Raw genomic sequence first — 12,340 nt, 5'->3', positions numbered from 1 at the left:
CCGAACGACGCACGGGCACGGCTGACGTGTGGCGAGCACCGGTGGGTCGCGCGCCGTGTGCCGTGTGCCGTGTGCCGTGTGCCGTGTGCCGAGCGGCGTACGCCCGGGTGCGCCACCACTCTCCTCGCCGCACCGGGCACCCCCGCGGAGGTTCCACCCCCGGGAGCGGGCCCCGGAACCATGGCGGCTCCGGGGCCCGCGCGAGCCGTACGGGTGTCAGGGTGCGACGAGCGGATGCTCGGCGCCGATGCCCGACGCGTTGCCCTCGGTGTACAGACTCAGTTCACCGTCGGACCAGCGGACGAGAGTGTCGTCCGGCCACGGGTTGTCGCTGAAGTCGCCGCCGGTGACGAGCATGGCGTGCTCCCACAGGTCGTTCGGCGCCTTCCACTGGTGCTCGCCCCAGCTGTCACCCGTACCGGTGAAGTCGTCATAGCAGGTGACCTCGCCGTCGGACCAGCGCACCACCAGGTCCCAGGTGTCGTTCTTGGTGTAGTCGCCCGAACCGATCTCCACCGCGTGCTTCCACAGCTTGTTCGGGTTGACGACCTTGATCTCCTTGCCCAGGCTCGTTCCGGTGTTCTGATAGATCGTCAGCTCACCGTCCGACCAGCGGACCACCAGGTCGTCCTGCCACTTGTTGCCGCCGTAGCGTCCCGCGGTCAGGGCCTCGGCATGCTTCCATGTGTCGTTCGGCGGCATCAGCTGCTTCTCACCGTGGAAGCCCCTCTCGTCCACCGAGGGATACAGGGTGAGTTCGCCGTCGGACCAGCGGACCATCACGTCGGAGCCGTTGTCTCCGGTGAAGTCGCCCGCGACGACCTGAACGGCGTGGTCGGCCCAGAGCTTGTTCGGCCCTTGGACGCGGATCTCCTTGTCGAAGTAGTTCAGCCCCTTGCCGGCGCCCCGGTAGATGGTCAGCTCACCGTCGGACCACAGGACGAACATGTCCATGTGGTCCTCGGAGACCGGCCCGTTCAACGCGAAGTAGCCGGAGGCGATGTCCTTGGCGTGCTTCCAGGTGGACGCGGCCGGCAGGACGATCGGCGTCGGCCGGCGGCCGTCCACCGCGGCGTCGTAGATCCGCTTCACATCGCTGTCGAAGTACGAGGAGTACGAGGTGTCGGCGCTGTGCCCGCCCGTCTGCCAGCCGCCGGTCACCCCGACGACCTTCGGATCGTCCCCGCCGATGATGAACGGTCCGCCGGACGTGCCGGACACATAGCCGTCGCAGTCGATCTGCGAGAACGTGCCGCCCTTCCAGCCGCCCTCGTCCGCGGTGGTGAACTTCTTCATCGGCGAGGTGCAGTCGAGCGGGTCCTGCTTCGGGTGGTAATGAGGGTCGCCGTTGTCCAGGTACGGGTAGCCGATCACCCGGGTCCTGGGGTGGTCGAAGCCGGTGCCGTAGCCGATCGGGATCGCGCCGACGACGTCCTGGAGCTTCTTGCCGTCGGACCGGGGCTCGGTCTTGAGGATGGCGAAGTCCAGGTCGGTGTTGTCGTGGTCACCGCCGCGGCGCAGATAGCGCGGGTCGGCGTAGATCTGCCCGACCTTGATGGGGAACAGCCCGTACGGGGCCGGGTGGTTCTTGCTGTGCTTCGGCACGAAGACCTGCTTCATGTGCTGGTCCTGGCTGTCGAAGCAGTGCGCCGCCGTGAGGACCATGTCCTTGCCGGGCGACGGCACGACGGTGCCGGCGCAGTAGCGGTGGTACAGCTCGCCGTCCCGGCGCTCGTCCCAGTAGAACGTACCGACTTCCTTGACGCCCTCGAACGTGTGCGACGGCGACCGCAGCAGCTTCCTGCGCTGCGCGGCGGACAGCCCGGCCTCGCGGACCTGGTCCTCGTGGACCGGCAGTGCCTCGGCCATGCGCTCGGGCGTCCAGTACTTCTCGAGCTCGGACAGCGGTTCGGAACCGTCGTCCGGGCCACCGCTCGTGGGCAGGCCGGTGGGCGTGGGCGAGGGGCTCCCGGTCGCCGAGCCGGTCACGCCCGGCTGCGCGGGGACGGACGGGGCGGCAGGGCCGGTGATGGTGTTCGACGGTGACGGCCCGGACGTCGTGCTGGGAGTCCAGGTCGGCGATGTGGACGAACCGGTGGGCGATGCGGTTCCGCCGGACGCGGTGCCGGGTGTCGGACCGGCCCATGCGGGCGCGGACACGGTGAGTCCGGACAAGGTGATCGCGGCGGTCACCGCGGTGATGGTGACAAGGCTGTGTCTCAGCCTCATTTCCCCCTCCATCTGGTCATTCCGAACCGTGGTCAGTGATCCGGATCTTGTGCAAGCCACCGACCGTAGCCAAAGAAGACCTGATATGCCGAATCTTTGTGCGACATAGATCCCTGGGGCACGGCCGAGCAACCCGAGGTACGGAAAAGGCATCTGACCCGGTATGGCGACGACACCTCACCCCTTCATCGGCTCCATCGGGCGGGCCCGCGCGCTCGGTCTCGTCGTAGGAGCGTGTCTGGCCGCGTCCGCGTGCGGTTCCACGGGCGACTCCGCCCGGCCGCAGGCGGCGCCGTCCGACGGGAGCGACCGGCCGTCCGTGTCCGCGCCCGGACACCGGCAGGCGTACGACGCGGGATTCACCGTGGGCAGACGGCTGTTCGAGGAAGGCGGCAAGGGCAGCGCGGTACGGGAGGTGAACGGCGGGTGCGTCCGCCGCTCCCTCACCGCGAAGCCCACGGCGGTGGTGGACCTCGACCGGGGAGCCTGGGTCCTGGGCTGCAAGCAGGGCAACGGAACCAGCGCCCCCCACCCGCCGAGCGGCCCCGTCACCCGGCGCGAACCGGACGCGGACCTGCTGCACCGCTTCGGGAGCTGGGCGCGCGAGCACGGGGCCGCCGACTCCGCCCGCCATCTCACCCGGGTCACGCTGGTCCACCTCGACGCCGGCGAGTACGACGTCGAGCTCACCACCACCTACACCGCTGGAGCCGACAGTCCCGGCGTGCGCCGCCTGGCCCGCGACTTCGTGCTCTGGTGGGACGGCGACGACGGTGCGGAAACGGCCTGGAACCTCCTCGTCACCGACACCGACGGGCAGCGCCTCACCGCCCGCGGCCTGCACTCCCAGGAGCGGACATCGTGACCGAATCACCGCGCGGCCGGCCCTGCTCCCGGATCAATGATCGGCGCATCAGGACGAAATCTGCCTAGGGTGTTCGCCGTGATGACTGAACGATGGGCCATGGGCGGCGACTTGGGTGTCGCACGCATCGGGTACGGCACGATGAAGCTGACCGGTTGGCCGAGGGGCGACCGGCCGGACCGGGAGAGCGCACTGGGCATTCTGCGCCGTGCCGTGGAACTCGGGGTGAACCACATCGACACCTCGTACTACTACGCGCGTGACGGGGTGTCGGCGAACGAGCTGATCCGGGAGGCCCTGCACCCGTACCCGGACGACCTGGTGATCGTGACCAAGGTGGGCGCGCTGGTCGAGGGTTCCGACATCGGCCTGCCTGCGGCGGAGAAGACGGGTCTCACCGCCGACAACCTGCGCCGGGGCGTCGAGGCGAACCTCCGCTCGCTCGGCCTGGACCGGCTGGACGTGGTGAATCTCCGGCTGGGCGATCTCGACCGGACCGCGACGCCGTCCCTGGCCGAGCCCCTGGAAGCCCTGCTGGCACTGCGCGACGAGGGCCTGATCCGGCATCTGGGCATCTCCAACGTCACCATCGACGAGTTCGCCGAGGCCCGCAAGATCGCGCCGATCGCCTGCGTCCAGAACCTCTACAACCTGTCCCGGCGCGATGACGACCCCCTTGTCGACGCCTGCGCGGAGGCCGGCATCGCCTACGTCCCGTTCTTCCCGGTCGGCGGCTTCCAGCCGATCACCGCCGAGCACCTGGACTCCGTCGCCGCCCGCCACGCGGCGACCGTGCCTCAGGTCGCCCTGGCCTGGCTGCTGGCCCGGTCACCCAACATCCTCCTCATCCCCGGCACTGGCTCCCTGGCCCACCTGGAGGAGAACATCGCTGCCGGAGGGCTCGAGCTGAGCGCCGAGGACGTCGCCGAACTGGGTCAGGCGCGAAGGCGGTACGGCGATGGGGAAGAGGGCCCGCGACCGCGGGTCGTGTGAAGGGGCTGCCGAGGGTCGGGCGGAACGCTCTCCCGCGCCCTGCAACCGAAGTGGCCGGAATCGTGTCTCACAGCACACGGCTGGGAGCGCGAGGGGATCGGAATGCCTCATGCGCCCCACGTCTTGGGGAGATGGGTCATGAACACTTGGGCGGTACCGGGCTACACCGAGTCCCGCGAGCTCGGTTCGGGGGCGAGCGGACGCGTCGCGCTGGCCGTTCACGAGCAGACCGGCCTTCCGGTCGCGGTCAAATACCTCAGTGAGTCGCTGCGCACCCGTCCGGGCTTCGTGCGGGAGTTCCGCGCGGAGGCCCGGCTGCTCGGCGGTCTGCGGAGCGAGCACGTGGCCGGTCTGTACGAGTACGTGGAGGGGCCGGAGGGCGCGGCCATCGTGATGGAGCTGGTGGACGGCGTCTGCCTGCGGGCTCTGCTCGCCAAGGACGCGCCCCTGGCCCCGGAAGCCGCTCTCGTCCTTCTCAAGGGCTCACTGCTCGGCCTCGCCGACGCCCACCGCCTCGGCGTGGTCCACCGCGACTACAAGCCGGAGAACGTCCTCGTCCGCCCCGACGGCACCTCGAAGCTGGTCGACTTCGGGATCGCCGCCACCGACGGCACCACGGCGGGCATCGCGGGCACCCCGTCGTACATGGCTCCCGAGCAGTGGACCGGCGCCCCGGCCTCCCCGGCCGCCGACGTGTACGCCGCGACCGCTACGTTCTTCGAGTGCCTGACCGGGCGCAAGCCCTATACGGGCGAGAACCTGGCCGAACTCGCCCTCCAGCACGTGGACGGGGCCATTCCCGCCGACGAGGTCCCCGAGCCGGTGCGCTCCCTCGTCCATCGCGGCCTGGCCAAGTCGCCCGAGGAACGGCCCGCCCATGCCGAGGACTTCGTCGCGGAGCTCGAGGCCACGGCCGGCGGCGCGTACGGGCCGGACTGGGAGGAGCGCGGGCGGGGGCGGCTCGCGACGCTCGTGGCCCTGTCCCTTCTGCTGCTTCCCTCCGCTCCCTCCGTGCCGCGCCGCGCGACGGACACGGCGCGCACGGTCCTCGGCAGGACACCGGACTGGCTCCGGGCCTGGAGCCCGAGCCTGCGCTCGCTGCTCGTCTCGGGAGCCGCGCTCGTCGCGGCCCTCATCCTGACGTACGGCATCGACCGGCACGCTCCGGACTTCGGCGCGCCGCGACAGGCCGCGCAGGCGCTCGCCACCACCAGCGCGCAGCCGACCGGCCCGAACGGGCCCACGGCGAAGGCGGACCCCGACTCCCCGACGCCCTCGTCGTCGTCCGCGTCGGCGCCGCCCACTCCCTCGGGCTCGGGCGACGAGTCCACCACGGAACCTCCCGTGTCGGCGTCCGCGAGCGCGTCCGCCACGGTCGCGGGCACGACACCACCGGCCACGCCCACGGCCGAGCCCACCACGGCATCCCCGTCGCCTAGCGCCGCCGTCAACGTCAAGGCCGTCGCGTTCAGCGGTTTCCGGCAGACGGGCACGGCGACCGCGGCGGCGACGGTCACCGTCACCACCGACGGACCCGGACCGGTCACCCTGACGGTCGCGTGGTTCACCGGCGAGGTCAGCGGCCAGGCCGGGACCCAGGACGGGGCGGCCGAGACGTTCCGGCGCAGCGGATCGACCCAGTACACCCTCGCCCTCGACCACACGTTCCAGGGAACGGGCTGCTACTGGGGCGTCCAGGCCAGGACCCAGCCCGCCTCCGCCGACGGCGGCGCGTGGCAACAGCTCCTCACCCGGCGGTGCGCTCTCCGATGAACGAACGCACCGGCACTCCGGGCGCCCACTCCGCCGACGACGAATACAGCGCGACCGCGCTGGCCAGCCACTGGATCCAGCGGCCGGACACGCCGGACACCCTCCCCCTCCCGGACTCCCCCGACACCCTTCTCCTCGGCGGGAACACGGCGACCGAGGCCCTGTCGGGACCCGCGGCCCAGGACACCCCGCCCGACCGGGTCGAGGGAACCCTGCTGCGCTTCGGCCCCGGCGTGAACGCCGACACCGTACGCCGTGTCACCCAGACTCCTCCTCCGGTGGTCGTGGTACGCCGCCGGACCTGGCGCAGGCACGCGCTGCCCACCGTGGTGCTCCTGGCCGTTCTCGCCTTTCTCCTCTGGCACCGCTCCGATCCGTCCATCGGCGTGGACGACGTCACGGTCTCCACCGTTTCGTCCTCCCCCGGGTGCGACGAGACCGCGGACGTCGTGGCCACGGTCACCACCAACGGCAGGGCGGGCACCCTCTCGTACCGCTGGGTCCGCAGTGACGGCACGTTCTCGAAGGTCCTGCACGAGGACATGACACGCGGTCAGAAACGGTCCCGGATACACCTGTTGTGGACGTTCCAGGGCAAGGGCACGTACGGAGCACGCGCCGAGCTGCGTCTGCTCTCGCCCGAGCGGCGCACGGTCTCGACGCGGATCGCCTACCACTGCCCGTGACGCGCCCTGGTCGCGTCACCGCGGTCCCTCAGACAGCCACGGCCGATCCGCGCGCGCACATCATCGGAGCGCACAGGATCCGCTTCCTGCGCGCCCGTTTCCCTTCGATCGCGGAAGCCGTCAGCCGGGCGGCCTCCGCGGCGATCTGCGTCAGACCCCAGCCGACGGTGGTGAGCGGCGGAGTGAGGACGCGGGAGACGGGGTGGTCGTCGAATCCGACGACGGAGACGTCCCGCCCCACCACGAGTGACGCCTCCGCCGCCGCCGCGTACACCCCGTACGCCAGGGAATCGGAGAAGCAGAAGACGGCGGTGGCGCGCCGGTCCCCGTCGAGGACCTTCCGTGCGACGACGGTCGCCGCACCCAACTCCTGCGGGCAGGGGACGAGTTCGGCCCGCACCCCTATCCGGTCCGCCGCCTCGCGCACATACACGTCGGCGGGCCGGTCGGGCGTACTCGGCCGTGTCGGGGTCAGGACGGTCACCCTGCGATGGCCGAGGCCGTGGAGATACTCCAGCACGGCGTCGATCCCGGCCCGGTTGTCGAAGATGACCTGCCCGGCCGTGCGCGCCCGGCTCAGGGAGTCACCCACGGCGACGACCGGCAGCGCGTCGGCGATCGCCGCCCACGCCTCCGCCGCCGGGTTCACCGGAGACACCACGAGCGCGTCGACGCGCTGATCCCGCAGCTGTTTGGCGAGGACGAGTTCCCGGTCGGGGTCGCCGCCCGCGTCCAGGATCAGCGCGTAGCGGTCGCCGGCCAGGAGTTCCCGGCCGATGGCCGCCATGAGCTGCTGCTGCCACAGGTCCTGGAGGTCACCGGCGAGCACGCCGACCATGCTGGTGCGGCCGCTGGCGAGGGCTCGGGCGATGGGGTCCGCCTCGTAGCCGAGTTCGGCCGCGGCCTTGCGTACACGCTCCTCGGTCTCCTTGGAGACCTGCTTGCCGCGCAGGGCGTAGGAGACAGCGGCGGTGGAGAGGCCGGTGGCCTCGGCCACCTCCCTGAGGGTGGTGCGCTTCTGAGGCCTGACCATGCCGGGAAGCCTACCGGGCCGCGTCCTCATCGCGGGCACGTGCTTGACACGGCCTCTCGTTAAGCGCTTAAGTTAAGCGCATCACTGAAGCGCTTAACCCACGACTCTCCCGCCCTGTCACCGCACGGACTCCTCAAGGACTTCAGGGTGCCCATCGACGTCCACCAGCACATCTGGCCGCCCGGCTTCGTCGAGTTGCTGCGTGCGCGCACCGCGCCGCCGCACCTGGTCGGCTGGACGCTGCACCTGGAGGGCGAGCCGCCCTACGAGGTGACCGCCGCCGACCACGACGTCGTCGCCCGCACCCGCCTGGCCATCGCCGACGGCCTCGACCTCGCCCTGGTCTCCCTCTCCAGCCCGCTGGGCATCGAGCACCTGCCGCCCACCGAGGCCCTGCCGCTGCTGAACGCCTTCCACGAGGGAGCGCTCGCCCTCCCGGCCCCCTTCGGCGTGTGGGCCTCCCCTTGCCTGAGCGAGCCGGACCCCGGCGCGGTGGAACGCGACCTCCGCCGGGGCTGCGTGGGCCTTCAACTACCGGCCACGGCGCTGCTGGACGCGGCGGGCCTGCGCGCGTGCGCCCCGTTCCTGGACCTCCTCACGCGCCTGGACAAGCCGCTGTTCGTCCATCCGGGCGCGGCTCCGCCGGTGCTCCGGGCGCCGCACTGGTGGGCGGCCCTGGTCCCCTACCAACAGCAGTTGCACGGCGCGTGGTTCGCGTTCCGGGCCTTCGGTCGCGCCCGCCATCCGGGACTGCGTGTCTGCTTCGCCGCACTCGCCGGCCTGGCCCCCTTGCACGGCGAACGACTCGCGGCCCGGGGCGGCGGCCGCGGCGAGGTCGACTTCGACGTCTTCTACGACACCTCCTCCTACGGCACGCGGGCCGTGGACGCACTCGTCCGGGCCGTCGGCATCGACGTCATCGTCAGCGGAAGCGACCGCCCGTACGCACCCCCCGTCATCCCCGACCTGGGCGCGGACGCCGCCGTCCACGCCCTGCGCACCGTCAATCCCGCCCGTCTGCTGCACGGCCGCTCCTGAGCCGGCCGGCGGACCACTCCTGGAAGGGAATCCCCCGTGACGTACTCGTCCCTGCCGGACCGCACACTCGACAAGCACGAACTCCAGCGGCTCGTCGACGATCTCGCCGCCCGGCCCGAGCTCTGGCGCGACGAGGTCGCCTTCTCCCACCAGGAGCGCCACTACGCCTCCCTGCACCGCGACGAGTTCGTCGACGTCTGGCTGCTCTGCTGGACCCGGCAGAACGACACCGGCTGGCACGACCACGACGTGTCGTCAGGCGCCGTCCGGGTCGTCCAGGGCACGCTGACCGAGTCCAACCCCCGGATAGGCGGCAGTCATCTGTCCGTCGGTGTCGGCGCGGGGGAGTCCTTCTGCTTCGGCCCCGACCACATCCACCGCCTCACCGGCGCCACCGACGACGCGGTCTCCCTGCACGCCTATTCGCCACCGCTGTGGCGCCTGGGACAGTACGACATCACCGGGGACGGACTGATGCGCCGCGTCTCCGTGTCGTACGCCGACGAACTCCGCCCCATGGACAGTCCCGCCGCGTGACGGCTTCACACGGTCGCCGGTGTGCAGGTGCTCAGTCCCGTGACGTAGTTGAGCTGGGGGCCGTAGCCCGCGAAGGTGGCGATGGCGCGGGGAAGCAGTGTGCGGCAGGGGGCGGCCTGGCCGTCGGTGTAGTCGACGGTGACGTCCACGGTGGTGTCGCAGTCGTTGACGACGGTCGTGTAGCGCCAGTCGCTGTAGTAGTGGACGCATTCCGGAGCCTGAGTCGCGTGGACGGAGCCGTCGTCAGGGGCGACCCGGCCGCCGTCCCGCGCGGTGGCGGGTGCGCCGCTCGCGCTCAACAGGCCGAGAGCCGCGGCGAACAGCCCCAGGGCCGTCCGGAGCCGGTGCGGGGGTACGAAACGACTGGCACGGAGCATGGTGGCGTCCTTCATGTCGGCGGAGCAGCGGCCTTCGAGCCGCCGCGCGGAGCCACCCTGCAACGCCTGCAAGAATTGCGCAAAGCCATGCAACTTCTTTCAGTCGATGATGAACTCTCAACCGAATCAGTGCCGTTCAGGAAAATGCCCAGATCAGAGCCTCGCACCCCGCTCCGGCACGGGATCGGCCGCGCCGGCCGGGGTCGTTCGGACCGGCGCGTATCGCACTCCTGCCGAGGGGTGACGGCGACCCCGGGCTCCCTGCGCCCGGATCGCGTCGGCCGCCGGGCGGTGACAACCGGCGGCGCCCCGAGCCGCGTCGGTGGAAGTGGCCGGCCACGGTGGACCGTGGTCGGCCGGATGGGCCGCGGTCAGCCGCGGGACCTGCCCTGATCCCGTCGGCCCTGTCGGGGCTGGGGGCGGCCACGGCCACCGGCGCGACGACGCGACGGTGCCGGGGGTGCGTCCGCGCTGTTGAAACCGGGCCCGCTCGGGGCACTGAATCCCCCGGGGACCACGGGCGCGCTCGCCGGGGCGCCGGTGGCGGCCGTGGACGCGGGCGGCACGACGGGAGTACGGGTACGGGGGACGGCGCGGCCCACGACACGGGTGTGCGTCATCAACGGCGCGCAGGCGGCGCAGACTTCCATCAGGGTCCACACCTGGGCAATGGCCGGATCATGGCGCAGCACGAGCAGCACACTGCCCATGCAGTGCACCTGGCTGTCCTCGTGGGAGGCGCACTGCGTCTGCCGACAGGCGCAGGCGGCGTCCGCGTGGACGGTGGCCGCGCGGGCATGCGCCCCGACATGGGCCTCGGCGAAGCGGCGCAGCGCGGCGAGGTCGCGTGACCGCGGCGGCATGGCGCAGGGAGAGGAGCACGTGACCGACGCGGTGCGGTCGCTGTGGCCGGAGATGCGGACGGTCCAAGTGCGTCCCGGACGTCGCGCGGCAGGGGATTCGGAGTGTGGGAGGTCCAAGACCGGCAGTCCTTCGGCAGTGGGATGTTCGCGCAGGTGCGCATAGTTTCTTTACCCGCGCGGGCCGGTCCGTCATCCACCGGTGGGCCGCGAGCGTCGTCGAATCTACGAGCGATGGCGTGCGCGGGCCCGGACTTCCGTCGTGCGGGGTTGCGATCTTCCCACAGCGGCGCATCGGACAAGTTCGACCCGCCTGGGCCCTTGAGGATATCGCCGCCGTGAAGCGGGGGTCCCGCGGGTAGGGCCGGAAACCCGGCCCGCGTCGCCTGCCGGTCGGTCAGCCCTTCGGGCGGCCGCCCGCGATCCGGCTCCACAGGGAGCGGGTGGCGCCGAATCCGGTCTCGTGCACCCAGACATGGGTGCACCCCGGGCACTGCAGGTGGAGCAGGCTGCCGGTGGTGGAGAGCAGATAGCGCCAGTGGTCGGAGCACGAGCGCCGCTGCTCGCACGACGCGCACCCACGGCTGTCGGCGCAGTTCGGACAGATCACCCAGGCGCGGCGCCCGGCGTCCGCCTGAGGGTCAAGCGGCAGCACTGCCGTCTCCGCGCCGAGGAAGCACGCCGGACGCGACCAGGTCGTCGTACACGCGCTGCTGCTCGTCGTCGAGACCGGAGTACAGAAGGGCGTACGCGGCCTCCTCTCCGCGCAGTGCCTCCATCGGGTCCCAGTCGGAGCCGAGGGCGGACAGGACCTGGGCCTGCCGCAGGACCTCCTGGGCGGTGAGGTCGATGGTGAAGTCGACGAGCGCGGGGGCGTCCGGTCCGGCACCCGCGGGGCGCGGGCCGTCGGCCTCGCCGGGGCCGTCGGGGAGCGGGGGATTTTGTGGGGCCATGGGACAGAAACTTAGGTATGCCTTCCTTGCCGGGACAAGGGGAGGTGGGCGAAATCACAGCAGGTCGGCGGCCGCGCGGGCGGGTTCCGCGGCGGGTGGCCGGCCCGCCCGGCGACCCACCCGGGACGCTCACCCGGCGAGGGCGTTCACGTTTCCCGCACGCTCCCGTCACTCACCGGTCACACCCTCGGTATGCTCCTGGGGCTCCATCCGCACCACTGAGGGGGGAATCCTCATGCGTATACGCAATGCCCTGGCTGTCACCGCCGCCGCTGCCGGAACGCTCGCCGCCATCGCCGCCGCCCCGGCGCAGGCCACCGAGTACTCGTCCGCGCTGAAGTTCAAGGGCGTCCAGTACGACGCGCCCGGCAGCGACTCCAACAGTTGCTCCACCGGCAACAGCAAGAGCGAGTACCTGACGATCAAGAACTACTCGTCCAGCGCGACGGTGAACCTGAAGGGGTACCGCGTCAAGGACGCCACGGGCAACACGTTCACCTTCCCGGCGAACCACTACCTCCAGCCCGGGGACTACATCAAGCTCCGCGGCGGCCACGGCACCGACTCGGACACCAACAACGTCGTCTACCGCCAGAACTGCAACTTCATCTGGAACAACGACAAGGACACCATCAAGCTGTACAAGCCGTCCGGCGCCGGCGCCGACGTCCACTCGTACACCAAGTCGGCCAACGACCGTGACGGCAACGGCTACATCACGTACCACGGCTGAGCCGACCGTCAGGGCCCGTTGACGGGTCCGGCGACGGGCTCGGGCTCCGGCCCGCTCGGAACGACCGCCCCAGGTACGGCTGCGCGCAAGTGCTCCGCCTGGGGCGGTTCCGACCCGTCGATACCGTTCTCCCGCAGCACGACCGACGGGCATCCTCCGCATCCTGATCGGCGGTCTCCTCCGCATCGTGGCCGATCCGGTCGGCTCGCCTCACCAGGGGCGGCGAGCCACTCCCCGGGATCCGCGCCCCTCCGCGGGGCATC

At 71.3% G+C, this 12,340-nt stretch carries 13 protein-coding genes; 7 read left to right on the top strand and 6 right to left on the bottom strand.

The features are described 5' to 3' along the window. Window positions 1-216 precede the first annotated feature (216 nt). Window positions 217-2,229 carry a trypsin-like serine protease gene (locus tag ACWD68_RS18140; protein ID WP_451807421.1) on the bottom strand — a complete coding sequence of 671 codons (2,013 nt, stop codon included), beginning with the start codon at window positions 2,227-2,229 and terminating at the stop codon, window positions 217-219. A 163-nt stretch (window positions 2,230-2,392) separates the two neighbouring features. Here ACWD68_RS18140 and ACWD68_RS18135 point away from each other — a divergent pair, with 163 nt between their 5' ends. From ACWD68_RS18135 to ACWD68_RS18120, 4 genes are all read left to right on the top strand, one after another. Next, window positions 2,393-3,094: a hypothetical protein gene (locus ACWD68_RS18135; protein WP_451807420.1), complete on the top strand. Its 702-nt coding sequence runs from the start codon at window positions 2,393-2,395 to the stop codon at window positions 3,092-3,094. An 81-nt stretch (window positions 3,095-3,175) separates the two neighbouring features. Then, window positions 3,176-4,087: an oxidoreductase gene (locus ACWD68_RS18130; protein ID WP_451807477.1), complete on the top strand. Its 912-nt coding sequence runs from the start codon at window positions 3,176-3,178 to the stop codon at window positions 4,085-4,087. A gap of 138 nt (window positions 4,088-4,225) precedes the next feature. Next, a complete protein-coding gene (locus tag ACWD68_RS18125; protein WP_451807419.1) occupies window positions 4,226-5,860 on the top strand; it encodes a protein kinase domain-containing protein in 1,635 nt (544 codons plus the stop codon). Continuing rightward, window positions 5,857-6,546 (top strand): hypothetical protein, encoded by a 690-nt coding sequence (locus ACWD68_RS18120; protein WP_451807418.1) that lies wholly within the window; start codon window positions 5,857-5,859, stop codon window positions 6,544-6,546. Before ACWD68_RS18125 ends, ACWD68_RS18120 begins: the two co-directional genes overlap by 4 nt. Before the next feature lie 28 nt (window positions 6,547-6,574). On the opposite strand, the gene ACWD68_RS18115 is transcribed toward ACWD68_RS18120, so the two are convergent. After that, window positions 6,575-7,579, bottom strand: a complete 1,005-nt coding sequence (locus ACWD68_RS18115) for a LacI family DNA-binding transcriptional regulator (RefSeq protein ID WP_451807417.1) — start codon at window positions 7,577-7,579, stop codon at window positions 6,575-6,577. Window positions 7,580-7,726: 147 nt separating this feature from the next. Between ACWD68_RS18115 and ACWD68_RS18110 the strand changes: the two genes are divergently transcribed. After that, window positions 7,727-8,617, top strand: coding sequence for an amidohydrolase (locus ACWD68_RS18110; protein WP_451807416.1), 891 nt, complete (start codon window positions 7,727-7,729; stop codon window positions 8,615-8,617). A 36-nt stretch (window positions 8,618-8,653) separates the two neighbouring features. Next, the gene (locus ACWD68_RS18105; protein WP_451807415.1) at window positions 8,654-9,154 is read left to right on the top strand and encodes a cysteine dioxygenase; all 501 of its coding nucleotides are present in this window, start codon (window positions 8,654-8,656) and stop codon (window positions 9,152-9,154) included. A gap of 5 nt (window positions 9,155-9,159) precedes the next feature. Here ACWD68_RS18105 and ACWD68_RS18100 read toward each other — a convergent pair whose 3' ends face one another. From ACWD68_RS18100 to ACWD68_RS18085, 4 genes are all read right to left on the bottom strand, one after another. Continuing rightward, on the bottom strand, window positions 9,160-9,531 hold the full coding sequence (locus ACWD68_RS18100; RefSeq protein ID WP_451807414.1) for an alpha-amylase: 372 nt from the start codon (window positions 9,529-9,531) through the stop codon (window positions 9,160-9,162). A gap of 371 nt (window positions 9,532-9,902) precedes the next feature. Continuing rightward, a complete protein-coding gene (locus ACWD68_RS18095; RefSeq protein ID WP_451807413.1) occupies window positions 9,903-10,394 on the bottom strand; it encodes a hypothetical protein in 492 nt (163 codons plus the stop codon). A gap of 394 nt (window positions 10,395-10,788) precedes the next feature. Continuing rightward, entirely contained in the window at window positions 10,789-11,046 is a 258-nt protein-coding gene (locus ACWD68_RS18090; protein ID WP_451807412.1) for a hypothetical protein, read from the bottom strand. Continuing rightward, window positions 11,033-11,344 (bottom strand): DUF6400 family protein, encoded by a 312-nt coding sequence (locus ACWD68_RS18085; RefSeq protein WP_451807411.1) that lies wholly within the window; start codon window positions 11,342-11,344, stop codon window positions 11,033-11,035. The genes ACWD68_RS18090 and ACWD68_RS18085 overlap by 14 nt, the downstream gene beginning before the upstream one ends. Before the next feature lie 235 nt (window positions 11,345-11,579). On the opposite strand from ACWD68_RS18085, the gene ACWD68_RS18080 reads away from it, so the two are divergent. Continuing rightward, window positions 11,580-12,077, top strand: a complete 498-nt coding sequence (locus tag ACWD68_RS18080; RefSeq protein ID WP_451807410.1) for a lamin tail domain-containing protein — start codon at window positions 11,580-11,582, stop codon at window positions 12,075-12,077. Window positions 12,078-12,340 lie beyond the last annotated feature (263 nt).

Source organism: Streptomyces sp. NPDC005141 (assembly GCF_053599975.1).
Note: the sequence above shows the minus strand (reverse complement) of the source record. Positions and strands in the feature narration are given on the sequence as shown.